Genomic DNA, 25,093 nt, shown 5'->3' on the forward strand with positions numbered 1-25,093 from the left:
TGTGAAACGAATGGTGAAGCTGATAGAGCAAAAGCAGCCCGCCCTCGGATGAGGGACGAGCTGCTTTTTTAGTTTCCGCGATAACATTTCCAATTTGAAGCTTACTTTTACTCAAAAGCAAGGCTTTTGCAGGGCTCTCCAATGAGAGCCTTCTTTTAACCGTTTAATCTCATATTAATCATAAAACTGGCCGACATCGCCAAGAATAGCACGATGCTCAAAATCCCAACCAGCAACCGCCTTGTATTTAACCTTTTAAGGAGTTCGGAGTCGTTAGATTGCCGCTTCGCTTCCGCGTATGAACGATGCATAAACATATAAGTGATAATGGATACAACAAATAGCATGTTAACGACAAACCAGATCAATGTCCAGGTCAAGCTCTTACCTCCGTTCGTGATCAGCTATAGAACGGCTATAGATACCACTTGTTTAATATAAACATAAAAACGACGAAACTTACGGCCGCTCCCGCAAAGCTAACCCAGCCTGTACGAAATCTTTGTTGAAACATGCGCAAAATTCCAAAGCTAAGCAATCCGAAAATTAGCATTAAAAAAACGATTCCGAGTATGAATAACGAAGCAGAAACACTGCTTACATCGACTAATGACACTGAACACACTCCCTTTTTTTGCTGATATGTACATGTTCATTAGACATTATAAAGGATAGAGATGCCATTAGCCAGCCGTAAACCCTGTCGATTTCGTGACAAAAAGAGCACATATCAAACGACATGCGCCCTCGCCCACTTGAGCCGATACCTCTACCAACGTACGACAGCTTCATGGTAAGTACGATTTATCGGCCGCTTCTGCAGCTTTACTTGCAGCACTTTATCCTTCAGCAGCGTTTTGCAGATTCGCGGCTTCACCAGCTTCGGCAGCTTAATCGTCTCGTTTTTACCGCCGGGCAGCCCCTCAAGCCTAAGCCGATCCTCCCGCACGAACAATCGCAGCTGCTCCTTATCAAAGCCGTCCGGTAAATTTATTTTCACATGAACAAAGTGTCGAGTCTCGGAAAAGGTAGCTGATCCCCCGCCAATTATAACACCAGCCACTTCGGGCAGCGCTTTTGTCATCATTTTACGCACGTACTGCTCAACCCAATCCGGCTCGCGAAGCAGCTCAAACCCTTTAGGAAGCTGCTGTCTCTCCATCCATCGTTCCATATCATCCCATTTGGATGCCACAAGCAAACACCCGCCTTCCAGCACTTCTGCCAGTATATGCGCCCATCACCGCTCACGATACATCCAACAAGGGAACCTCTGGGCGGATGCCGCATAAGATATAGCACGGTCATCGATTTCATCAAACACCCATAAAAAAAGGAGGATGCTCATGCCAGCTGTTGTCGGCTTTGTCAAAATTGTAAGCATAGGTTCCGGCTCTATTGTCCAATTCGGCGATTCCTTGGAAGTCTCTCCATCTAGCAACACCAAGACATACGCCGGATCAGGCTCGTTCTTAACCGGCAGCCTAACCAACTCCAATAATGCTGTTAGTGCAACAAACTCCATTGATCCCGACGTACAAGACAATACGTCCAATGATGTGAATGTGATATGAATCTGACCATTCATCAGCAAATTACCATTCATCAGCTTCGTGTCGAAAACGTATCTAACAGCTCTGTCCTGCAGGTCGGCAGCGCGGGTTCGATTCGCTCGTTGTCGCAGATGTATAACACCGGCGGGTTCATTGAACCCGCTCCAGAGCTCGGTGGAGATAATCCGCTTTCTTTCGTGCCTTTGCCTAACCCATCTTAGGGGGTATGTTCGAACCCATCACAAGAAGGAGGAGCAGTCTCATGCAGCAGCCTAATCCACTGTCGCCTTGGCAAATGTGGTCTCTTGAAGTTCAAAATAAACTCAAAGAGCAGCAGGAGCAGCTCGATGCGCTTAACGCAAAGATCCTCGCTTTGTGTGAACAGATCAAGCAGCTCGAAGCACGTCCTACGTACAATATCGAGAGTATTGAATATCATTTTGATCAATTGAAGGTCGAAAAGCTGGACGGCACGTTAAATATCGGCATGACTGCTCCCGGTATGGGCGGAGATTCCTTTCCAGGCAATATTGAACAGCTATCCGTATCGAAACCGGAGGTTTTCCCTTCCGCCAGTTCTTCTATTCCAGCCCCAAGCGGCGAGTACGACGATATTTTCAATGAAATGACCCGTTATTTGGAAGTTGAAGTCCCGCAAAAGCTGCTTTCTTACGAGAATGAGCTTTGTATTCCGCTCGACCCTTATCATAGAAAGATTATTATAGAAGATATCCGTAAACAGGTACCTTCGCGCATACATTACTATTTGCACAAAACGGATCAAGGCACGGATGCTCAGAAAGCGAAAGCGGATGACGATTCGAAAACGGCTAGCATCCTAGCCAAAACAAGAAGGGATACCGATGCTGCGCTTCTCGCCTACATGCGCCAGCTGCAGACGGGTACGCCTTCATCTGGAGGAATGGCATAATGCTTCAATTCAAAGTGATCAATCATTATTTGAGCGTTGGGCAAATAGAAATACTTGGTGTATCCAGCGCATCGATGCTGCAAGTTGGAGATACAGATAATGTAGCTTTATATTCCATGTTCGATACGCCGCCAGAATCCATTATCGTAGGCCCACTGGCACCGTTACCGCTTCCTGAGGATGAAGACGGCACACAAGGCGAATCTTAGAAAGCGAATGAGTCGAATGAATGTACAATCAGAGAACAGCTACCCGATACGTACAGCGAATGTTGGATCGATCTGTATCATCAGCGTCGCGTCAGCAGGTACGGTTCAGTTTGGCGACCGCGCCGAGACAAATGGCATGATTCGCGCGCTTGCACTTCAGCGGCAAGAGGATCATACGACAGCAGGGGATGTTTTTTTTGAATCGTACCCGATATTTTACCGTCCCCTTCCCGTTCTGGTCGATCCTGAATTTGAAGACGGACGAGGCGTTCAGTTGATACGCACCAACTGTTCACCTAACATTATCGTCGGAAACATACATGTCATAGCATCCGGTTCATCCGCCAGCATCCAAATCGGTAATGGGATGAAGCTTACCGGTGAATCACGTATCAAGCATATTCGCCAGTATCCCCGGCCAAGTACCGTGCCACCCGCCGGCTAATAATCCTATCAATTCTAATGCAAGGCTCTTGTCCTTCGTAGGCGGGGGTCATATTTGACCCCCTTTCTTATCCGATTATTTCTTCCTTCCTGTCCTATTTTGTGACGAGCTATGCCAATTGAAAACCGTGGACAAGCAGTAAACCAAGTCCCGCAAGCAATACAGAACCAATAAAACCGGCGATAAAAGGCTTCTTTCCTAATCTTCTAAAAATAACGATATCTACGCCAAGACCAAGACCCGCCATCGCCATTGCCAGTAGTATATAAGCGGCGGAAATGAGGTATTCCGTCACTGCATCAGGAATAATGCCTAAAGTATGAACACCGCTCATCACGAGGAAACCAACGATGAACCACGGAATCGGAAGGTTTTTCAGGTTAACCTTTTGAGTTTTATCTGCCTTGCGACTGTGCCAAATACCTAAGATAACAGCGACTGGGACAAGCATTGCTACGCGTGTCATCTTAACGATAACAGCTAAATCTATAGCTTCTTGACCGCCAGGCGCAGCCGCGGCAATGACATGGGCGACCTCATGCAGCGTGGCTCCCGAGAAAATGCCATAGCCTGCAGCGCTTAATTTCAATACTGGATAAAGTGCCGTATAAACCAGCGTAAACAACGTCCCCAGAATGGCGACCGTCGCCGCGCTAATCGCTGTTTCATTGTGATTAGCCTTCACCTGCGGAGCAATGGCAACAACGGCGGCAGCGCCACAGATTGCTGTCCCGCATGCGGTTAATATCCCGAGCTTTTTGTCTATGCCAAGCCATTTGCTTAATCCATACACAACAAATATCGTAAACGCGATATTAATAACCGCAATGGCAAGCACCTTGGGGCCTGCATGAAATATATCGAACAAATTAAGCCGCATCCCAAGCAGAATAATGCCGATGCGCAGCAGCTTTTTACTAGAGTACGCAATTCCATCCGCCGCCATCTCCGGAACTCCCGCCCAAGCTCGAAAAACGATGCCGAGTAAAATAGCAACAACCAGTTGCCCCATTATGCTAAAAAAAGGGAGCATCGCAATCATTTTTGCAAGCACGGCAATGAGCAGCGTCATTGCGATCCCCAGCGAGAACCCTATCCTTTTATAGGAATGATTAACTAGCATCTCCTTGTAAGTCATGCCCTTCACCTCTGCTTCGATACGATCTTTGCTGTCCTATTTGTTTTCACTATACGTCTCTTTCCGCAGGTTGTGAAATACGTATTCCCTATGTTAATCATAAACAATACTTATGATTGTCATTGCATTGCCGTCATATAAGCCTTATATTGGGCAAATAGTCTTTAAAAACATAATCAATAATGAGGGATAATAATGATAATCGAAGCGTTGCGAGTCTTTGTAACTGTGACGGAGCAAAGCCATTTTTCAAGAGCGGCCGAATTATTGAATCTTTCCCAGCCCGGCGTCAGCCAACATATCCGCAACTTGGAAAATGAGGTGGGCGCGAAGCTGCTCCATCGATCTCCCAAGCATGTCCGCCTTACAGAAGCCGGTGATATCATGTATCACAAAGCTAAACAGATTTTGTCTTTATATGAGGAAGCAAAACAGGATATACAGCTCCTTCAAGATCAGGTGACCGGATCACTTATGATTGGAGCAAGCTTTACGATAGGCGAGTACGTGCTTCCAAAACGCTTTGCAGAATTTGCTGCCATGTACCCCCATGTTGCTATGCAAGTCACAATCGGAAACACAGAGGAAATCGTGCAATCCGTCCGGTCAAATGAGCTGGACATCGGACTCATTGAAGGTGAAGCACATGCCGCTGATTTGATTATTACGCCTTATATGAGAGATGAAATGATTCTTATTGCTCCCTCCTCACATCCTCTCGCCGCTGCCCGGATTGTAGATGGCGAGATGCTTCAAAATCAAGTGTGGGTGCTCCGAGAAAGCGGATCTGGCACTCGCGCCTTCAGTGATCGTTTTTTTTCGGATGCCCGAATTGTCCCGAAACGCTCCTATGTGTTCAACAGCAGCCAAAGCGTGAAAGAGTCGGTTGTATCCGGCTTAGGCATCGCCCTGCTCTCAAGATGGATCGTGCGCAAAGAATTGGAATCCGGGGAATTACTCGAGCTCCCGCTCAACAAGGGACGCTTCGAGCGGGATTTTTCATTGATCTGTCATAAGGATGGTACGAATTCTATGGCTTTAAAGATGTTCATTCAAACGCTGTTAGCAACCAATCGCTAAGCCCAGCGGAAAGGCAGACTCATTACAGCCTTGATCTTCGACTTTCATCGCATGCCTCCGCATATACATAGAGCTATTACGGTTGCAAAGGATGAATGCGCCATATGGATATGAACCGAATCCGTGCACGGATAGATGATTTAACAGCAGAGCTGCTTAATCTGCAATCTCGGGACGGCGCTTGGCGAATGTGCTTTGATTCCGGCACAATGACGGATAGCTACCTGATCATATTGCTTCGCTTGCTGGGTAGGACGGATGAGCATCTCATCCGGCTGCTTGCTGCGAGAATTGCCTCCAAGCAAGAAGCAAATGGCTCATGGAAGGTGTATCCCGATGAATCCGAGGGGAACCTGGAGGCTACTGCCGAGGCTTATTTTTCATTATTGTATGCGGGATACTACGCTGACTACGATCCGCGTATGGTGCGTGCTAAGCATTTTATTTTGCAGCGCGGCGGATTATCAGAAGCCAGAACCTTGCTCACACAGGTTATTTTCGCCGCTACTGGTCAAGCCGACTGGCCGCGTTTATTACGTATCCCGCTCGAAGCTTTCTTTTCTGATTTGGGAATCGGCCTTGATCTATTCTCGCTTTCCGGCCACGCGCGCGTTCATCTTGTCCCGACACTAATCATGGCCAACAAACAATTTGTGCGCAGAACGGTCACAATGCCTGATTTGTCCTCTTTATTTACGGGCTCCTCGCGTGCATTTGCCAACGATTCTACCTGGATATCCGCTTTAAATGGCTTTATCTCCAGCTTGCCGCTCACAAGCCTGCTGCCTGGCAGCTCCAACACCGCATTAGAGCAAGCCGAACGGTTTATGTTCGACAGGTTAGAGCCGAACGGCACCTTGCTTACGTATTCGACAGCGACGATTTTGATGATTTTAGCTTTGCTGGCTCTTGGCTATTCCCCTCAATCGCCACCCGTTAACCGATTATTAGGAGGAATCCTATCGTTATTATGCGGTGATCGGCCTCATCTGCAGGTCGCATCCTCTGAGGTGTGGGATACCGCCATGATTACATACGCTTTGCGGGAGACGGGTCTTCCGTCTCAACATGCAGCTATGGAACGGGCAGGCGCTTATTTGCTGGAAAGACAACACATTCGATTAGGCGATTGGGCAAAACGCATGCCGAATACGCCGCCAGGAGGCTGGGGCTTCTCCCAAGTCAATACGCTGTATCCGGATGTTGACGACAGTGCTGCAGCGCTTCGAGCCATTCGGCCTTATGTATCAGAAGAAAATGGATTACAAGCCAACTGGCAGCGAGGACTAAACTGGGTATTAACGATGAGAAATGATGACGGGGGCTGGCCTGCTTTCGAGCGCAATGGGCAACAGCTGCCTGCCAGCTTCTTTACTTTCGAGGGCTCTGCCGATATTTCAACGGATCCGTCTACCGTTGACTTAACGGGCCGCATGCTAAGCTTTATTGGGGATGAGCTCGATATGACCATCAGTCAGAAATGGGTCGAAGACAGCGTGCGCTGGGTGCTATCCCAGCAAACCCGGGACGGCAGCTGGTACGGACGGTGGGGTATTGCTTATATCCACGGCACTGGCGCTGCTGTCCAAGGCATGACCGCAGTAGGCGTTTCTACAGATCACCCCGCCATAAAAAAAGCGATCAAATGGCTTCTGGCCATTCAAAACGAGGACGGCGGCTGGGGAGAGTCCTGCCTAAGTGATAAAGAGAAGCGTTATATTCCGCTAAACGCAAGCACTCCCTCTCAAACCGCTTGGGCGCTGGATGCTCTCATCGCTGCTAATGCGAAACCGACCGCCGCCATGCAAAAAGGGGTCGATGCTCTTCACCAGTTGCTCGAACGACGTGATTGGACATACGGCTACCCAACCGGAGCAGGGCTGCCGGGAAGCGTATACGTCAACTATCCGAGCAACAATTATATTTGGCCATTGCTCACCCTCACCTCCATTTTTAAAAAATACGGATCATAGTTTTCATTGCACAAAAAAAACAGCCGAGACACTCGGCTGTTTTAATTGCAATGCTATACGTATTTTTGCTGAAATGCCGCAATGCTTGCGTATTCCTCTGTCAATAGTCTTGAAACACGAATATAGATACGCATCAGCTCGGCATAGATTTTGGCGTTTTCCTTGTTTGGCAAATGGAAATGCGAGCCTCCTACCATGTCAGCAACCACGTCTAACGAGTCGATCTCCCCTAAGCTGTACAAGCCAAGAATGACGGCCCCAAGACATGAGCTCTCAATGCTTTCGGGCACATGGAGCTCTTGATCGAAAATATCAGCCATCATTTGGCGCCAAAGCTCCGATCTTGCAAATCCGCCTGTCGCTTGTATCTTAGTTGGCTTGCCTGTAAGCTCCTCTAACGCCATCAGAACGCTGTATAAATTAAAGATAACGCCTTCTAATGCCGCTCGAATAAGATGCTCCTTCTTATGATGCAAGCCAAGACCAAAGTATGAGCCTCTTGCATTCGCATCCCATAGCGGTGCGCGCTCACCAGACAAATAAGGATGAAAAATAAGGCCGTCCGAGCCCGGATTCGCCTTCGCGGCAAGCTCAGTCAGCAGTTCATAAGGATCGATGCCCCGCTGTTTCGCCGTTGCAATCTCTTCCGTGCCGATCTGATCACGAACCCATCTGAAGATCATTCCCCCGTTATTAACGGGACCGCCGATCACCCAGTGCTTCTCAGTCAGCGCGTAACAAAAAATTCTTCCCTTCGGATCCGTTACCGGCTTGTCCGTCACCGCGCGAATCGCACCGCTCGTGCCAATTGTAACGGCAACGACACCGGGATCGATCGCGTTTACGCCGAGGTTCGAAAGCACACCGTCACTTGCACCGACCACAAACGGTGTAGAGGCCAGCAAGTTCATTTGCTGCGCGAAATTTTCGGCTAAGCCCTCAATCTTAAAGGTTGTAGGAACAAGCTCTGATAGCCGATCTGGCGTAACGCCAGCTACAGACAATGCTTCCTCATCCCACTGCAGGTTGTTCAGATTAAATAACCCGGTTGCGGATGCAATAGAATAATCGATGACATAACGGCCAAACAGCTTGAAAAAGACATATTCTTTGATCGAAATAAACTTATAAGTACTCTCAAAAAGCTCCTTATGATCATAGCGAAGCCAAGTAAGTTTGGATAACGGAGACATTGGATGAATCGGCGTACCTGTGCGCAAATAAATATTATGGCCGTTCCATTCGTTTTTGATCTTGTTCGTCCATTCCATGCTGCGATTATCAGCCCACGTAATACATTTCGTTAATGGGATACCTGCACGATCTACGGCGATGACGCTATGCATGGCTGAGCTAAATGACACGCATAAAATATCCTCTGACTGAACGTTACTTTTTTTAACGGCTTGTCCGATCGTACCCAGCACCGCATTAAAAATCTCATCAGGATCCTGCTCCGCGATGGCCGGTGAAGGAGAATGCAGCGGATATTCTATACCATGGCTTGCTACAATAGCTCCCTTTGTCGTAAAGAGAACCGACTTCGTGCTCGTCGTGCCGATATCTACACCGATTACATATTTTGTTTTCATCTCCGTACCTCCCTATGCTTTTGCCAGACTATCAGCTGTTTTGCTTCTTAGAGAATCTATAACTATTACAATAACATTTCTTCCGATATATATTCAATTCAGAGCCTTATGAGCTTACGACGCTATGTCCGCCGAATTCATTACGCAGTGCTGCCACAACTTTGCCGGAGAATGTATTTTCCTCTAGTGAGCGGTATCTCATCAGAAGCGATAAAGCGATAACGGGCGTCGCGGTTTGCAGATCCAAGGCGGTTTCTAGTGTCCATTTCCCTTCGCCTGAAGAATGCATGATGCCTTTTAATCCTTCAAGACGAGCATCCTTTGCAAATGCGTTTTCCGTGAGCTCCATCAGCCATGAGCGAACAACGGAGCCGTTATTCCACACCCTCGCTACTTTCTCGAAATCGAAGTCGTATGCGCTTTTTTCCAGAAGCTCAAACCCTTCTGCAATCGACTGCATCATGCCATATTCAACACCGTTATGCACCATTTTCAAAAAATGGCCGCTGCCGCTTTCACCTGCGTGCAAATAACCGTTCTCTACACAAATATCGTGAAACAGCTGTTCAACGGAAGCAAACGCTTCTTTATTCCCGCCAATCATCGTGCATGCGCCGTCTCTTGCTCCTGATGTTCCGCCGCTTGTGCCGACATCCAGGAAGTGAACGCCTTGCTCCAATTGCTGTTTTGCTCTTCTAATCGTATCCTTGTAGTTGGAATTTCCGCCGTCAATCAGAATATCGCCAGCTTCCAGCGATTGGCTTACCTCCTCGATAACCGATTCCGTTAGCTCGCCAGCCGGTACCATCATCCAAATTACGCGCGGTGCGTTCAGCTTTTTAACCAGCTGCGCTATAGACTCTGCCCCTTGCGCTCCATCCGCTGCAGCTTTCTCGACTGCTTCTGCATTCACATCGAAAACAACGGCTTTATGCTGGTGTTCCATAATATTAAGCATTAAATTATAACCCATTTTACCTAACCCGATTATACCTATTTGCATCATTATTCATCTCCTAAAAGGTTTTTAAAACTGCGCTGCTTTGCATGCTTATCAGCATGCGATATAGGATCATTGTGCCATTTATGTTATACTTCTCATGAAAAAAGCTGCTACACGAGGGGAAGCAACTACCATGGTGCAAAACATGCTCGGTAAAATCCGTTCTTATTATGCAAGGTTCAGCGAAAAAGAAAAGAAAATTGCTACATATATCCTAAACAATCCGGAAAAAATCATTCATAGCACAATAAACGAGGTGGCTGACGATTTAAATGTCGCAGAAGCTACCGTTTTTCGCTTTTGCAAGCATATCGGCTATAAAGGTTATCAAGCGATGAAAATTGCGCTGGCATCTGAGATCATGACGCCGATGCAGCAGATTTATGAAGAGATTAACGAGAACGACAATGAAAAAACAATTGCCGAAAAGGTTTTTAAATCAAACATACGGACCTTGGAAAACACATTCCAAATTTTGGACGGTGACAACTTTGCCAAAGCCGTAGGTTTTATAGCACGTGCGAACCGCGTTCATTTCTACGGGATCGGCGGCTCTGGCGTCATTGCAATGGACGCCTTTCACAAATTCATACGTTCCGGCAAACAAGCCTTTGCTTTTACAGATGCGCATTTCCAGCTCATGTCTGCCGCGCAGTTGACGAAGGAGGATGTCGCTGTTGTGATTTCGCACTCGGGCACGAATAAGGACACCATTCGAATCTTGAAGACAGCGGGCCAGAATGGCGCAAAGACAATAGCCATAACCGGTTTTCCAAAATCGCCCATCAGCCAGCATGCTGACGTTTCACTTCATACGAGCTCAGACGAAACAGAATACCGCTCCGAAGCTCTTGCCTCAAGAATCGGTCAGCTTAGCTTAATCGATGCCCTCTATGTCAATGTCATGATTATTAATAAAGACAGAGCGAATGTTTCTCTTGAAAAAGTACGCGAAGCTATTTCCGAGACAAGAATTTGATCCATTCTAATAATTAATGTTATAGAAGAAAGGTGAGCTACTGACTGCGAGGTCAACGGTTCACCTTTTTTCGTTCGATTAGACGAAGATATCCACCACTAGAATAAGCAAAAGCGCAGTTACGGAAATAATGGTTTCAAGAGCCGTCCAAGTCAAAAGCGTTTCCTTCACGGACATTCCGAAATACTCTTTAATCATCCAGAACCCTGAATCATTTACGTGAGACAGAATAAGTGATCCTGCTCCTGTCGCAAGAACAAGCAGTTCCAAATTAGCCCCTGGCACAACCGCAGCAATTGGCGCTACAATTCCTGCTGCTGTCATCATGGATACCGTAGCAGAACCTGTCGCTACGCGGATCAACGCCGCAATCCCCCAACCGAGCAATATCGGTGAAACATTTGTAGAGGTTGCCAAATCCGCGATATATTCACCGATACCAGAATCGAGCAAAACGCGGTTAAAAGCTCCCCCAGCGCCGATGACCAACAAGATTGTCGCTGTTGGAGCTAAACAATCGTTCGTGAATTTAAGTACAGTCTCCCTGCTGAGACCGCGGAAGAAACCTAAGCTAAAGAAGGAATAGATGGTTGCGATCAATAACGCTGTAACTGGATCGCCGATAAAGCGCAATGCTTGGTAAAGCTCACTTTCTTTCTCAAGAAAAAGCTCAGCAATGGAAGACGTAAGCATAAGGATAACAGGCACTAGAACCGTAAATACCGTGTTAAAAAAGCCCGGTAATTTTCTTGTAGAGTCTGCCTCTGCCAGCTGATCTCCAATTTCCTTAGGAACTGTCTTATGAATCCGTTTCCCTATCCATTGACCGTACATAGGGCCTGCAATAATCGCAGTCGGGAGACCCACGATAATGGCGTACAGGATCGTCAGGCCAACATCGGCATTGAAGATACCTACTGCTGCCATCGCTGCCGGATGAGGGGGAACAAGACCATGTACAACGGAAAGGCCCGCTACAAGCGGTACGCCAATTTTGACTAAGGATACACCCGTCTGCCGAGCAATTGTAAATACCAATGGAATTAACAATACGAAGCCAACCTGGAAAAAGACTGGAATACCGACGATAAAAGCTACAAACATCATCGCCCAATGAACATTTTTTTCACCGAAACGTTTAATGAGGGTTTGCGCGATTTTCTCGGCGCCTCCGGATTCAGCCATCATTTTTCCAAGCATCGTCCCCAGTGCAAGAACGATCGCAAGGAAGCCCAGCGTATTCCCCATTCCTGTCTTAATAGAGTCAATAATGCCTGGTCCGCCTGTTTCCGTGGTGAACAAAGGCATTCCCGTTGCAAGTCCTACCCCGATCGCGGTAACGATCAACGAGACGAACGGATTAAGCTTAGCCACTGTGATGAGTAGCAGCAATACGACAATAGCCGCCAAAACGATAAGTAATAACATAGTGTGCCCTCCTAAGTTGTCTTGAGAATTTACCGAGCAAGCTTATCAATTATATGAAAAAAAATTTCTCAAATCAATATTAATCATAGAAAAATATTTTATTATTTTTGTTGAATATTCAGTTCTATATTATGGTTAATAAAAATCATTTCATTCAAACAGCCTTCACAATTAAAAAAAAGCAGGCCAAAAAGAACCCGCATGCTTGAAATACAGCATGCGGGTTCTTTTTTAGATGCTTATCTGAAAGGAATATCACAAATTATTGTTTAATTCCCTTTCGAGACGAAGTCGCTTATATTTCTCTGCATATTTGCTTACACTGTGCACAACTGTTGCATGTGACCAGGTGAGCGGTGCAACTGATAATGGTTTTCCGTCATACGGATTCAACTGCTCAGGCAGCAAGCCGCTTTGAAGCGCATGGTCCGACACCCATTGCAGCGTTTGACGAGGCCCTTCCAGCTCTTCCAGCGTCTTAGCGGAATCTATCTCAAAGTTAGCTACCCACAATGTGCAAATAATCCAAGGGTTGCCTGGAACCTTGTCAATTTCGCCAGACTGCTGGAAATAATAATCGTTCGTATAACGAGCGATTCCTCCAATATGCGTTTTGACCTGCAGACCTTCTTTGATCGCCAGCATCGTCTGAACGACACGGTAATCATCGACGGGAAGCACACCAAATTCCAATACACCGAACAAGCTGCTCTCGAGCGTCATATCCTTCACCCATCGGTTATCCTTCTGAATTAAACCGCGAGCGAATCGACCCGTTTCCTCGTCCCACAGATGCGTAATAATGCCATGCTTGATCATCTCTGCCGTACTCTTGTAATGGTCGCTGCGCTCATAATCTCCGAAGAGATCCGTAAAGAATGACGCAGCCATCAGACCGCCGTAAACGGAAGCTGCGGTGTACGTCCAAATCCCGTAGCGTTCCTCCCATAAATCGTAGCTTGGCTTTGGTAGCGACAAGGAAGGCTCCATGTATGAGCTTAAAAAGGTAGCTGCCTTCCGGATTAAGTTGCTGTAAAGCGACTGCGGCAGCTCAATGACCTGATTTCGAGAATAATCCTTCCACAAGGCGAACAGCACGAGCGCCGTTTCATCCTCTTGTATCGGCAAACGCCTGCTTCCTTGCACAATATAAGGATGCCAGCTGGAGCCTACTGTGCCGTCTGGATTATATTTGTGATACAAATATCCCTCAGGCGACAGAGCTTGCGCGCAGAAATGGAAAAACGGTGCTATAACGCTCTGATAGCCCGCCATTGACATGGCATCCGCGATAAGCGCTCCGTCACGCGGCCACATGTAGCTGTAATGATCCCGATTATATTGCAAAATATCGGTATCGTTTGCTGCCAATATGGCTCCCCGTTCATCAACCTGCGTTCGAACGAGCAGCAAGCTTTGTTTGAACATTTTCACAACATCATGCGGCAGGTCGCCGAGGTCGGTTTCTGCCCTGCGAAGCCAATGCTTCCAGTAAATGACCATTCGGCTGAGCAGCTTTTCCGGATGATTATCCTGCACGTATTGGTTGAGTTCCTTAACTTCTTCTAAATTCTGACCAATAGACATCCAGTAATACACGGATTTATCGCTGTTTGGCGCTACGATTGTACGGAAGCTGATCGTACTGTCAACCGAGCCTTGAGCGATGGAATTGCCCATTAGCACGCCGTCCTCTGCGTCGCGCCACGTGCCTTCCGCGGATTGGAACCTTTTGATCCCCGTCGAATATTGGGTCATCCCGCCTTCGTCCGAGAAACCGTTGAACATGAAATAATTATTCCGCTTGTAATGATAGAGGGTGTGATTTTCCGGATAATAAACGGCAGTATCGCCGACCTCAGAGCCGTCAATCATCAAATCCTGATGGAAAAACAAACGAACCTCTTTGGTATCGTTTGTTCTGTTGCGAATAACAACCCGTTTAATATAAATGCATTCCCGTTGATGAATTCCGTCATTCATATGGAGTTCAATACCTAAACCATCATGCTTTGCCGTAATATTCGTAACTAACGAATCATCAATATAATCTAAATCAAACTTCCACTCGGGCTCATCCAACCAGCTAAAGGCACCTTCCACCCACACGCCTAAGCGGCAATATTGACCGCCAACGTGATTTAGCTGCCCGACGAATGGATAATAAATGTCCCGAATATAGCAATGCTGATCCAAATTAAGGAGCATCTTTCCGTTGCCGATTACAAGATGACGGGCCATGACTCTTTCTCCTTTCGATGCGCTAAGAGTTGTGAGTAAACGGATATATAGGCTTTGGCGGAGCGGTTCCAGCTATAATCTTCATTGCTGCCGTTACTCACGATTTGCTTCCAGGCTTCCTGATTACGATATAGAGCTAATGCTCTGCGCACGGTATACATATAATCATGCGCGTTGTAATTAGTAAAGCTGAAGCCGTTACCTTCGCCAGTATATTCGTTATAGGCTTGTACCGTGTCCTTTAATCCACCAGTCTCTCGAACAATCGGTACAGAGCGATAGCGCAAAGCGAGAAGCTGACTTAAACCGCATGGCTCAAATTGAGAAGGCATCGCAAATATATCCGAGCCTGCATAAATTCGACGGGCCAACCGATCGTCATAGCCGATCCAAACGGCAAATTTATCGGGATAATGGTATGCAATATGATTGAAAAACTGCTCATATTTCGCATCACCGGCACCTAACACAACAAATTGCACATCATCTTGCAGCAGCTCTTCGAGCGTAGCCGTAATTAAATCAAAGCCTTTCTGCTCCACTAACCGGGATACAATGCCGATTAGGGGAATATCCTCTGATTGAGGAAGCCCAAACTCGCGTTGGAGCTCTACTTTATTTTTTCGCTTGCGGCTTAAGGAATTTCGGTATGGAATGTCCAATGAGCTATCATTCATGGGATCAAACAGTTCGTCATCAATTCCATTTACGATACCCACTAAGTCGCCTGATCGGTATCTAAGCAGGGAGTCCAGCTTCTCACCAAAATATTCCGTTTGGATTTCCTCCGCATAGGTGCTGCTGACAGTCGTGAGCTTGTCTGCGTAGACAAGACCGCCCTTCATACAGCTTCCTGCTCCATGAAATTCCAAGCTGTCAGCAAAAAACATATCAGGTCCCACGCCAAGCAAATCCATTAGCAGGTCAATACCGAACAAGCCTTGATATTTCAAATTATGAATGGTAAATACCGATTTGGTGTATGCCCATGCCGGATCGTGATAGTACCTTGTTTTGAGTAGAAACGGTATGAGTCCGGTTTGCCAGTCATGGCAATGAACGATATCAGGATGGAAATCCATGTAACGCACAGCCTCCATCACCGCAAAACAGAAGAACACGAAGCGCTCAGCGTCATCCCCATAACCATAAAGACCTCTGCGCTTAAAATAAAACTCGTTATCGATCAAATAATATATAACACCGTCAAACTCAGCCCTCAGCAACCCGCAATATTGATTGCGCCAGCCAAAGGAAACCGTAAAATGTGCGATTTGCTCAAACTGCCCAATAAGGGCAGCAGGTATTTCTTCATATTTAGGCAAAACGACTCTGGTATCAACGCCCCGCTTATTCAGCGCCTTAGGGAGCGCCCCTGCAACGTCGGCGAGTCCGCCTGTCTTCGCAAGCGGCACAGCTTCTGAGGTTGCGAACAAAATGTTCATAGGATTCTCCTTTCATATGGACGCCGCATCAGCAATGCATCAACCTAATCGGAAACGGCTTGCGTATTCCTATCGTGGTATAGCGCATGTTTCGCGGCAAAATAAATTAAATAATTTTTCTTTTCCCAGCTAAAAATGGCGCACTAGCGGCACCGCGAATGTCTCGCTCCGCTTCAACGCGTACATCCTTGTCCAAAATACTGTGCTGCAAAAAGCTGTCTTCACCAATAATACCGTTTTGCATCACGATGCTATTGCTTACAATTGCACCCTTTTGGACATGTACACCTCGGAACAAAATACTATTAACGACCGTTCCTTCGATTCGACAGCCGTTTGCAATAAGCGAATTCGAAACCTTTGAGCTTCCTAAATAACGTGCTGGAGGTTCATCCTTAACCTTCGTGAAAATCGGGCCTGGTTGGTAGAAAAGCTCTTTCCAAACGTCTGGATCAAGCAAATTCATATTATTGCGGTAATAGCTTCCGAGCGTGTTCACAACGCCCAAATAACCCTCATACATATAGCCGTAAACATTGAGCTGGTCGAGTCTGGAGAAGATCGCGTGCCGAACAAGATGATCCTGCCCTTGTGCCAACGAGGTTTCTACCAGTTCCATTAGCAAATCCTTGCGCATGACGTACATCTCCATAGAGCTGATGTCGCTCGCCATACGGCCATAGTGGTCTTGAATCGCCGTAATTCGGCCATCCTCATTCATCTTCACCTTACGAGCCTTGCCTGACAGCAGATCTGTCTGCTGTTTGCAAACGACCGTAATATCAGCTTCGCGCTCCAAATGGAATTGAATGACCTTTTCAAAATCAATATTGCAAACCATGTGGCTGCGGGTAATAACCACATAATCTAGCGATGCGCGATTAAAATAATCACGCTGTTGATAGAAGTGATATAAATCGCCGCGGCTGATTTCTTGGATATCGTCAGTAGCCGGCGGAAGCACGAATAAACCGCTTTGTCGGTGCTGAAGATCCCAATGCTTGCCTGAACCAAGATGATCCATCAGCGAACGGTATTTGGTATGCGCAAATACCGCTACCTTTGAAATGCCCGAATTAACCATGCTGGACAATATAAAATCAATTAAGCGATATCGAGCGCCAAAGGGCACCGTTGCGAGGCAACGGCCCTGTGTTAATCCTTCGAGCTCATCCGTCTCATGAATTAAATTAATGACGCCCATGACTTTATGCTTCATGAGTGCTCCACCTCCCGCAGCAAATGATCGTTCGTAACATATTGGTCAACGGCAATAACCGTTATCGTGTCATCATCAGGGCTGCCTATCGTTACTCCAGCTTGAATGACTGCACCTTCACCGATTATGGCTCTATATATGTGTGCTCCCTCGCCTATTTTCACATTGGGCATGACGACCGACTCGGAGATTACCGTATTTTTCTCAGCCTTGACGCCATAGAACAATACAGAACGATAAACGCTGCCTTCAATCAAACAGCCCTCCGTTATCATGGAAGCTGTCACTGCTGCTTTAGCCCCGATATGCTGAGCCGGCTGATTAGGATTAACGGAATAGATTCTCCAATCAGAGTCTGCCAGCTCCAATGACGGCTCATCGGCAAGCAGATCCATATTCGCTTCCCATAGGCTGTCGATAGTTCCGACATCCTTCCAATACCCTTTGAAAGGATAGGAATGAAGCCGTTTGCCGTCCCGCATCATGGCAGGAATGAGATCCTTGCCGAAATCATGACTCGAGGTGCGGCTAGCTTCATCGTAAATCAAATATTTTTGCAGCTCGGACCAAGTGAAGATATAAACTCCCATGGACGCGATATTGCTGGTTGGATTTTTTGGTTTTTCCTCGAAAGCGGTTATACGGTCCTCATCGTCGATATGCATAACCCCAAAGCGACTTGCTTCTTTCCAGTCAACTTCGATGCCTGCGATCGTTACATCGGCGCCTGAGCGCTTATGATGCTGCAGCATGAGCTCATAATCCATCTTATAAATGTGATCGCCTGAAATAATGAGCACATATTCCGGATTATAAGGTTCAATGAAGGACATATTCTGATAAATGGCATTTGCCGTTCCTTTATACCAAACGCCGCCTTTTTGCTTCATAAACGGCGGTAAAATCGTCATGCCCCCGTCGCGCCGGTCAAGACCCCAAGGACTGCCGATGCCTAGATAACGATTGAGCTCAAGCGGTTGATATTGCGTAAGTACCCCTACTGTATCAATTCCAGAATGCGCACAGTTGCTTAATGTAAAATCAATTATTCTGTATTTTCCTCCAAAATAGACAGCTGGCTTCGCTAAATCCTTTGTAAGCACGCCTAATCTTTTACCTTCGCCTCCTGCGAGCAGCATTGCGATCATTTCTTTTCGGCCCATGGACACCAACCCTCTCTTAATGTGTGTTCCCCGAATCTAAGGTGAAGTACATGAATGCTAAGGGGGGCAAGTGAATCGTAATGCTTTGATTGTGACCGTGCCAAGCGACGCTTTCGCTGCTGTAGCATTGATTTGTTTGTGTTTCCGTACCGCCAAATTGCTCATCGTTACTATTTATGAAAGAGCGATATGAACCTGGCTCTGGAACACCTAGACGAAACTCCTGGTAATCATTTCTGGAGAAATTAGCCACTACGATAGAAAAATCGGATTTTCCGCGGCGGATAAAGGATATGACCGATTGAGCGGCATTATGAACATCAATCCATTCAAAGCACCCATGCTCGCTATCCCGCTCCCACAGCGATGGCTGATCAACATACAAGTGATTAAGTGTTTTTACGTAGTGGTGCATGCTTCGATGCATATCGTATTCCAGCAGCATCCAGTCCAGCATATCGCCGTCCTTCCACTCGTCAAACTGGCCCCACTCACTTCCCATGAATAATAATTTCTTACCGGGATGAGTCATCCAAAATCCGTAAAAAAGCCTTAATTGAGCAAATTTTTCTTCATAGCTTCCAGGCATTTTGTTTAAAAGCGAACGTTTTCCATGCACGACTTCGTCATGCGAAAGAGGTAGAACATAATTTTCTGAAAAAGCGTAAAGGAGTGAAAATGTGATGAGATGGTGGTGGCTTGAGCGGTCAGAAGGATCCAGCGCCATATAGCGCAGCATATCGTTCATCCAGCCCATATTCCATTTAAAATTAAATCCGAGGCCGCCTTTGTAGGTTGGTGCAGTAACAGCGGGCCATGCGGAAGAATCTTCAGCAAGCATTAGAGTATCGGGGTAATAATGAAACACGGTTTCATTGAGCTTCTTTATGAAGCGGAGAGCATCTAGGTTGTCAGGTCCGCCTAAGTAATTATAGGTGTGCATTTCCGGCGGTTTGTCCATATGTAAATTAATCATACTTGCAACGGCATCAACTCGTAAACCGTCGATGTGAAACATATCCATCCAATACATCGCATTGGAAATAAGAAAACTAACGACTTCTTGTTTGCCAAAATCAAAAGACAATGTGCCCCATAGCGGCTTCTCCGCACGTTTGGCATCTGCTCCTTCAAAAATGGGCGTGCCGTCAAAAAGACGAAGGCCATGGTCGTCTTTGCAGAAATGCCCCGGAACCCAATCCAAAATAACGCCAATGCCTGACTGATGGCATTTATCAACAAATCGCATCAGCTGCTTCGGTGAGCCGTAACGGCTCGTAACGGCATAAAAACCCGTAATTTGGTATCCCCAAGATTGATCTAGCGGATGTTCGGATATGGGCATTAGCTCAATATGTGTATAGCCCATTTCTGCCGCATAAGGGACTAAATCATCAGCCAATTCTTCATAAGTGAAAAAATCTTCTTTTCCTTTGATTTTCCAAGAACCGGCATGCACCTCATAAATGAGCAAAGGATTGTTATAAGCCGGCAGCTTGCTTTTCTTTAACTGCCAATCTCCATCCTTCCATTTATAGCCGCTTAACCGAGATACAATTGATGCGGTGCCAGGCCGACGTTCTGCAAAGAATGCATACGGATCGGCTTTTCTGATCATGGCGCCTTCCGGTGTTATGATCTCGTATTTGTACACTTCGCCTTCACCAATGTTAGCGACAAACAGGGAATAGATGCCTGTTGCATCAATTCTGTCCATAGAATGGAGCGTACCTACCCATTTATTGAAATCGCCGATAACACGCACTTCTGCTGCGTTTGGAGCCCAAACCGTAAATCTTACGCCGTCTTTACCGTCCACTCGGACAAGGTGAGCACCCATAAAACGGTAGCTGTGATAGGAAGTGCCTTGATTAAACAAATATAAATCCTTGTGCGAAAGCCCGTTCGGTGCCTTTTGAACCATTCTTGGTTTCACCCCCTGTTGGATGATCAATGACGAGTCAGAATCAGCGGTGCTTGCAATACTTTATCCACATTATACATGGTTTGGTGAAAAAAACACAGTCGTTTTCATAGAATTCGACAGTATTATTTATTCCCATGTCAGATTAAGTGACATTGATCTGACTTGTGCCCGTAACACGTTGGATGTAATAATGCTTAGCGCAGTAACCCTTCGTAATTGATACTTTAATACAATTTACCCATTTGCAGTTTAAAACTTGTTTTACTCGACGAGGTCTGACCGTATTCGGGTCCCCGTGTCGCAGTAATCTCTGATGATGCATCGCACATAAGTCTTTTGCTTTAATCGGCTTCATACAGTTTTCTATGCTGCAATGGTTCATATTCAGTCTCCCCTGTGTTTGCCAAGTCGTTAAAATCTGATACGCTCTGGTTGTCTGCTATCATATTATCGGGAAAATGAATTAGAATAAAGCCTGCTGTACGTTTATTACAGGTAATTTAGACCAAACTATAAACCATATGCACCGTATTGGTATGAATTAAGCTACCGAGTTTAATTAATTAAACTCAATTGACAATCGTGAAACATGCACGAAACCGTCAAATTCATATACTTGTTTGTCATGAAGCGCTATTTTATACTTTTACTTGGTTATTGGGTAATGGAATGGAATTATGAGGAGTGTTTGGTGTTGTCGATTTATAGTCAAATTTTCAAATTAATGTACCAGCCTATGATTATACTTTGCCAAAATGAAAGTGAGGTAACAATTGAAGATGCAAATGATGCTTTCCTTCGGTTATCTGGGTATACGCTTAAGGAACTTCAATCGAAGAAGAGCAAATATTTGCTTCAAAAATACCATATAGACAATTCAAAACAGGTGGTAAAAAGTGAGGTTCTCCTGAATACGAAGTTAAAACGTCAAATTTCGGTAAGAATCGACCAACAGCCTTTGCCAAAATGCAGCGATGACAACTCTTGCAGGGCCTATATTATTTTTGAGGATTTGACTCCCTATAAGTGGTTCGAACAGCAAGCGGAGAGAAATAAAGTATTGATCAGCGGCATCGTCGACAGTCATCAGCATGTACGTTTTTTGAGAGACAGCTTGGCGCCGCTTCTTTTCGAGCCAGACCGCAAAATGCAAGACGAGACGCTGCTCCAATTTTTAGATACGACCGAACACGTCAAAATCAAGAAGATCATTCAAGAGGCCCATCAGTTGAAGAAAGAGCGAAGCGTGCTGTTGAAGACGAGCAAGCTGAGCGGAATTGAGCTTGAGTTGTCCGTCACATTCACCCCTATTATCGATGGATTTGGCGAGGTGCTTGAATTTGCATTCGTTATCTGGGATTTACGCCCGGTAGATGATCAAATTGATTCTTCTATGAAACTTCGTATATGGATGGCCAAAAGGGACATTACGGCAGGTCATTTGTCCTCATTAACCGGCATATCCATCCAAACGATTTCAAAACTGCGCAACGGCAAAATTTTAAAGCCCCAAAGACTCACAGCAGAGCTGATCGCTTCGGAGCTTCAAGTCGACGTTCATGAAATCTGGTCAGAAGTAAGAAAATAAGATTACCGAATGAAAGAAGTGGGCTCATCTGTATAGAACAGATGAAGCTCATGCATCGCTCTTGTACATGCTGTATAAAACAGCTTTCTCTCACTTTCTCGCCCGTAATGCTCATTGTTTGCATTACTAATTACGACAGCGTCGAATTCGACACCTTTCGCCAAATAAGTCGGTATTACGATAATGCCTTTTTCGAACGTTACCGTTTCTTTTTCGACAAGTCGGAGCTTAGGTACATGGGCCTGCAAGGACGAATGAATACGATGGCTCTCCTCAGCTGTTTTACAAATAACCGCTATCGATTGATAGCCTGCCTCAACCAATTTATGGATTCTATCCTGAATCCCTGCGATAAGCCGGCCGTCGTCTTCCGCTTTGGTAACCGTTGGCTCAGCACCATCCCGGTTGAAGGGCTCGATCAGCTCTCCGCCTTCAATCATCCGGCTTGTGAACGAAACAATCGGCCTAGTCGAACGGTAACTTCGCGCTAAAATGATCTTCTCTGTCTCTTCCTCACTGAACAACTCCGTAAAAGGCTCAAATCCGTTGCCTGATAAGGCGTGAGCGAAAATCGATTGATTCAGGTCGCCGAGAACGGTCATCTTGCAGTTTGGAAAAATCCGCTTCAAATAGTGATACTGAAACGGTGAATAATCCTGTGCCTCGTCAATGAAAAGATGCTTAACCAACGTATTCGTATGAAAGCCCTCCAGCTTTTCCTTCAAATATAAATAAGGCGTGGCATCCTCATAAAAAATTTCACCGCTGTTAAGCTTCGCAAGCGTCTGTCTACTAATTTCCGTCCAATTTCCCGGAAGCTCTTGCTGCTTTATCCATGATCGTTGCAGCATTGATGAGTCTTGATCAAATAAACGCTTATATATCATCGGCACATCCAAAAACAACAAACGTTTCACCCGTCTGCGCAGCTTTTTGAATTTCTCCTGCACGACCATCGCGGCCAAATAATCACGTTCCGCATCAAAATCATCAAATGAGTTGCCCGCGAATCGGTTTTTCCGCTGCAATTCCTCAAAGGCTTTCGCATAGGCCTCCTGATCGAGCAGTTCAATCTCCTCTTGCACCCAATCCTGCTCTCGCTCCTCGCGGCTCAGTCTCGTGAGCTCCTTGAGCATCCACTCCGCCGTAAGACGCATTCGGTTGCCGATTGACATCATGCGGTCCAATTTATAAAACTGTTCAGCGATTGAAGTATCGCTAATTAATGTTCTGCCTTTAAAGATAACCGCTTTAAAGGAAAGCCCGGCTTGACCAAGCTCAGCCGCATAACTATCGATTAAATGCATAAAGGAAACACCTGATTTATAAGTAATTCCGGCGACTCTTGCTTCGTAACCCTCATCGTTATGCGCTGCCAATGTATATTCCATTTGTGAAAAAGGATCTTCCAGCGAAAATGTTTTGCCCAATCTATGCTCTAAATATTGCTGATAGGTCGTTTGCTGCATATTCTGCTCGCCAAGTTCGGGCAATACGGTTGCCACGTAACTGTTGAACATCGGATTCGGTGAGAATAGGACGATTTGATCCGCCTGAAGTATACCCCTATAGCGGTAGAGCAAATAGGCTACGCGTTGCAGGGCAGCAGATGTTTTCCCGCTTCCAGCGGCTCCCTGCACGATAAGCAGCCTCGCACGTTCGTTACGAATGATACGATTTTGTTCGCGCTGTATAGTAGCCACGATGCTTTTCATTTGAGCATCGGACTGCTTCCCGAGAACCTCTTGCAGCAGCTCATCACCTATTGTCACGCCCGTATCGAACATACTTCGAATCTGAGCATCACGAATGATAAATTGGCGTTTGAGTGACATTTCGCCTTTTATCGTACCGCTTGGCGTTTCATATTGAACCGGACCTGGCCCATAATCGTAATATAGGCTGGAAACGGGAGCACGCCAATCATAAATGAGATACTCATAGCCGTTTTCATCAAGCAGCGAGCCAACGCCTAAATAAATAGGCTCTGAATTTTGTTGGCCCTGCTCGCTGATGTCGATTCGTCCAAAATAGGGGGAATGCTCCAGCTTCAATAAGGTTTTTAGCTGTTCCTCGATATGCCGATGGCTTCTTTCACGCTCCGACAGTACCTCTGCCTGCTGTTTCATGCTCGCATGCGATTCCGCCGACTCGGCGGCATCTTCAAAATTCAGCGTAACATCATCCCAGAAATTGCGGCGTATATCGACAATATCCCCGTGCATGCCGCTAACCTGCCCACGGAATTCCTCTATCCTTATTCGAATGATCTCGGTTACGCTATCTACGCGCTGCTGCTCTATCTTTAGTTGATCATTAAGATTAGTCATTGTACCACTCCTTAACTCATTAGTAAGGCTTCTGAAATAATAAATGTACCGAATTAAAACGGCATCATCCATTTTACCATCTTCTGCTGATCAAAGAAAACGTCGACGAAAAGTGATTGCCGAGGTTATTAGAAGCGTTTATAATGACAAAGGCAGAAAATCGTTTTTTCGGCCGAGTCGCCATCTATGCCTGGATTGGGATGGCTACCGTGCTTGCCAATATACAAGTTGTCAAAACAATCGATATCCATGCTTTCGGCATGGTCATTGCCATTACGCTTGGCAACACGATGTACGGCACCATAAATTTAGCTTCCGAACTTCTAAATGAGAAGTATGGCGAGAAAGTAGCTAAGCGAGCCGTATGGTTCGGTTTTTTCACACTTATCGCTACGACCATTATTATGCAGATGGCTCTCCTATTTAATCCACTTGCCGAGCCATTTCCTTTACAAGTACAAGGGACTTTGGAGACCATATTCGGACTGATGCCTCGCATCGCCTTAGGAAGCTTATGTGCCTATTTCGTTAGTCAATTTCTTGATGTAAAGATTTATTCGGTATTAAAACGTTTTTGTCCTGCACCGAGTCAGTTATGGATTCGCAATAATGGCAGCACAGCGGTAAGTCAGCTTGTTGATACATTCATATTTTGCACGATTGCTTTCGCCGGCGCATCTGGCTACGATAGTAAGCTATGGCTTTCTACTTTCTTGTCGACATATGTCATAAAATTTATTGTATCCCTATGTTCGACTCCATTCCTATATGCGGCAAGAAGCTTTACTTTCCGCGAAGACAACATCATTTAATGACCCAAAAAGCGGGATTGCCCACTGACTGGCATCC

22 protein-coding genes are annotated in these 25,093 nt (G+C 46.1%); 10 read left to right on the forward strand and 12 right to left on the reverse strand.

Going from position 1 to position 25,093, the window contains the following annotated elements:
- Nucleotides 1-155 precede the first annotated feature (155 nt).
- The gene (locus RCO25_RS19535) at nucleotides 156-380 is read right to left on the reverse strand and encodes a hypothetical protein (protein ID WP_308997808.1); all 225 of its coding nucleotides are present in this window, start codon (nucleotides 378-380) and stop codon (nucleotides 156-158) included.
- 389 nt (nucleotides 381-769) lie between these two features.
- Entirely contained in the window at nucleotides 770-1,195 is a 426-nt protein-coding gene (locus RCO25_RS19540; RefSeq protein WP_308997809.1) for an Hsp20/alpha crystallin family protein, read from the reverse strand.
- 151 nt (nucleotides 1,196-1,346) lie between these two features.
- On the opposite strand from RCO25_RS19540, the gene RCO25_RS19545 reads away from it, so the two are divergent.
- From RCO25_RS19545 to RCO25_RS19565, 5 genes are read left to right on the forward strand one after another with little or no spacing between them, the layout of a single operon-like run.
- Complete coding sequence (locus RCO25_RS19545) at nucleotides 1,347-1,574, forward strand: spore germination protein (RefSeq protein ID WP_308997810.1); 228 nt, start codon at nucleotides 1,347-1,349, stop codon at nucleotides 1,572-1,574.
- Complete coding sequence (locus RCO25_RS19550) at nucleotides 1,571-1,774, forward strand: spore germination protein GerPB (protein ID WP_308997811.1); 204 nt, start codon at nucleotides 1,571-1,573, stop codon at nucleotides 1,772-1,774. Before RCO25_RS19545 ends, RCO25_RS19550 begins: the two co-directional genes overlap by 4 nt.
- 41 nt (nucleotides 1,775-1,815) lie before the next feature.
- On the forward strand, nucleotides 1,816-2,484 hold the full coding sequence (gene gerPC, locus RCO25_RS19555) for a spore germination protein GerPC (RefSeq protein WP_308997812.1): 669 nt from the start codon (nucleotides 1,816-1,818) through the stop codon (nucleotides 2,482-2,484).
- Nucleotides 2,484-2,693 (forward strand): hypothetical protein, encoded by a 210-nt coding sequence (locus tag RCO25_RS19560; RefSeq protein WP_308997813.1) that lies wholly within the window; start codon nucleotides 2,484-2,486, stop codon nucleotides 2,691-2,693. The genes gerPC and RCO25_RS19560 overlap by 1 nt, the downstream gene beginning before the upstream one ends.
- A gap of 16 nt (nucleotides 2,694-2,709) precedes the next feature.
- A complete protein-coding gene (locus RCO25_RS19565) occupies nucleotides 2,710-3,138 on the forward strand; it encodes a spore germination protein GerPE (RefSeq protein WP_308997814.1) in 429 nt (142 codons plus the stop codon).
- Between the two features lie 109 nt (nucleotides 3,139-3,247).
- Here the strand turns inward: RCO25_RS19565 and RCO25_RS19570 are convergent, their stop codons facing one another.
- A complete protein-coding gene (locus RCO25_RS19570) occupies nucleotides 3,248-4,276 on the reverse strand; it encodes a YeiH family protein (protein WP_374992135.1) in 1,029 nt (342 codons plus the stop codon).
- A gap of 195 nt (nucleotides 4,277-4,471) precedes the next feature.
- Between RCO25_RS19570 and RCO25_RS19575 the strand changes: the two genes are divergently transcribed.
- On the forward strand, nucleotides 4,472-5,356 hold the full coding sequence (locus RCO25_RS19575) for a LysR family transcriptional regulator (protein WP_308997815.1): 885 nt from the start codon (nucleotides 4,472-4,474) through the stop codon (nucleotides 5,354-5,356).
- 104 nt (nucleotides 5,357-5,460) lie between these two features.
- Complete coding sequence (locus RCO25_RS19580; protein WP_308997816.1) at nucleotides 5,461-7,329, forward strand: prenyltransferase/squalene oxidase repeat-containing protein; 1,869 nt, start codon at nucleotides 5,461-5,463, stop codon at nucleotides 7,327-7,329.
- A 53-nt stretch (nucleotides 7,330-7,382) separates the two neighbouring features.
- Here RCO25_RS19580 and gntK read toward each other — a convergent pair whose 3' ends face one another.
- A complete protein-coding gene (gntK, locus tag RCO25_RS19585) occupies nucleotides 7,383-8,921 on the reverse strand; it encodes a gluconokinase (protein ID WP_308997817.1) in 1,539 nt (512 codons plus the stop codon).
- 106 nt (nucleotides 8,922-9,027) lie between these two features.
- Nucleotides 9,028-9,924 (reverse strand): phosphogluconate dehydrogenase (NAD(+)-dependent, decarboxylating), encoded by an 897-nt coding sequence (gene gnd / locus RCO25_RS19590; protein ID WP_308997907.1) that lies wholly within the window; start codon nucleotides 9,922-9,924, stop codon nucleotides 9,028-9,030.
- Nucleotides 9,925-10,057: 133 nt separating this feature from the next.
- Between gnd and RCO25_RS19595 the strand changes: the two genes are divergently transcribed.
- Nucleotides 10,058-10,903: a MurR/RpiR family transcriptional regulator gene (locus RCO25_RS19595; protein WP_308997818.1), complete on the forward strand. Its 846-nt coding sequence runs from the start codon at nucleotides 10,058-10,060 to the stop codon at nucleotides 10,901-10,903.
- 78 nt (nucleotides 10,904-10,981) lie between these two features.
- On the opposite strand, the gene RCO25_RS19600 is transcribed toward RCO25_RS19595, so the two are convergent.
- The 6 genes from RCO25_RS19600 to glgB form a co-directional block, all read right to left on the reverse strand.
- On the reverse strand, nucleotides 10,982-12,331 hold the full coding sequence (locus RCO25_RS19600) for a GntP family permease (RefSeq protein ID WP_308997819.1): 1,350 nt from the start codon (nucleotides 12,329-12,331) through the stop codon (nucleotides 10,982-10,984).
- 255 nt (nucleotides 12,332-12,586) lie between these two features.
- Nucleotides 12,587-14,572: a glycoside hydrolase family 15 protein gene (locus RCO25_RS19605; RefSeq protein ID WP_308997820.1), complete on the reverse strand. Its 1,986-nt coding sequence runs from the start codon at nucleotides 14,570-14,572 to the stop codon at nucleotides 12,587-12,589.
- Nucleotides 14,554-16,017, reverse strand: a complete 1,464-nt coding sequence (gene glgA, locus RCO25_RS19610) for a glycogen synthase GlgA (protein ID WP_308997821.1) — start codon at nucleotides 16,015-16,017, stop codon at nucleotides 14,554-14,556. Before glgA ends, RCO25_RS19605 begins: the two co-directional genes overlap by 19 nt.
- A 106-nt stretch (nucleotides 16,018-16,123) precedes the next feature.
- The gene (gene glgD / locus RCO25_RS19615; protein WP_308997822.1) at nucleotides 16,124-17,236 is read right to left on the reverse strand and encodes a glucose-1-phosphate adenylyltransferase subunit GlgD; all 1,113 of its coding nucleotides are present in this window, start codon (nucleotides 17,234-17,236) and stop codon (nucleotides 16,124-16,126) included.
- Nucleotides 17,233-18,399: a glucose-1-phosphate adenylyltransferase gene (locus tag RCO25_RS19620; RefSeq protein ID WP_308997823.1), complete on the reverse strand. Its 1,167-nt coding sequence runs from the start codon at nucleotides 18,397-18,399 to the stop codon at nucleotides 17,233-17,235. The genes glgD and RCO25_RS19620 overlap by 4 nt, the downstream gene beginning before the upstream one ends.
- Before the next feature lie 16 nt (nucleotides 18,400-18,415).
- Complete coding sequence (gene glgB, locus RCO25_RS19625; protein WP_308997824.1) at nucleotides 18,416-20,323, reverse strand: 1,4-alpha-glucan branching protein GlgB; 1,908 nt, start codon at nucleotides 20,321-20,323, stop codon at nucleotides 18,416-18,418.
- A gap of 697 nt (nucleotides 20,324-21,020) precedes the next feature.
- Between glgB and RCO25_RS19630 the strand changes: the two genes are divergently transcribed.
- Nucleotides 21,021-21,914 carry a helix-turn-helix domain-containing protein gene (locus RCO25_RS19630; protein ID WP_308997825.1) on the forward strand — a complete coding sequence of 298 codons (894 nt, stop codon included), beginning with the start codon at nucleotides 21,021-21,023 and terminating at the stop codon, nucleotides 21,912-21,914.
- A gap of 2 nt (nucleotides 21,915-21,916) precedes the next feature.
- Here RCO25_RS19630 and helD read toward each other — a convergent pair whose 3' ends face one another.
- A complete protein-coding gene (gene helD / locus RCO25_RS19635) occupies nucleotides 21,917-24,244 on the reverse strand; it encodes an RNA polymerase recycling motor HelD (protein WP_308997826.1) in 2,328 nt (775 codons plus the stop codon).
- A 143-nt stretch (nucleotides 24,245-24,387) separates the two neighbouring features.
- Here helD and RCO25_RS19640 point away from each other — a divergent pair, with 143 nt between their 5' ends.
- A complete protein-coding gene (locus RCO25_RS19640; protein WP_308997827.1) occupies nucleotides 24,388-25,056 on the forward strand; it encodes a queuosine precursor transporter in 669 nt (222 codons plus the stop codon).
- Nucleotides 25,057-25,093 lie beyond the last annotated feature (37 nt).

The organism is Paenibacillus sp. LHD-38 (assembly GCF_031157315.1).
Lineage (GTDB): Bacteria > Bacillota > Bacilli > Paenibacillales > Paenibacillaceae > Pristimantibacillus.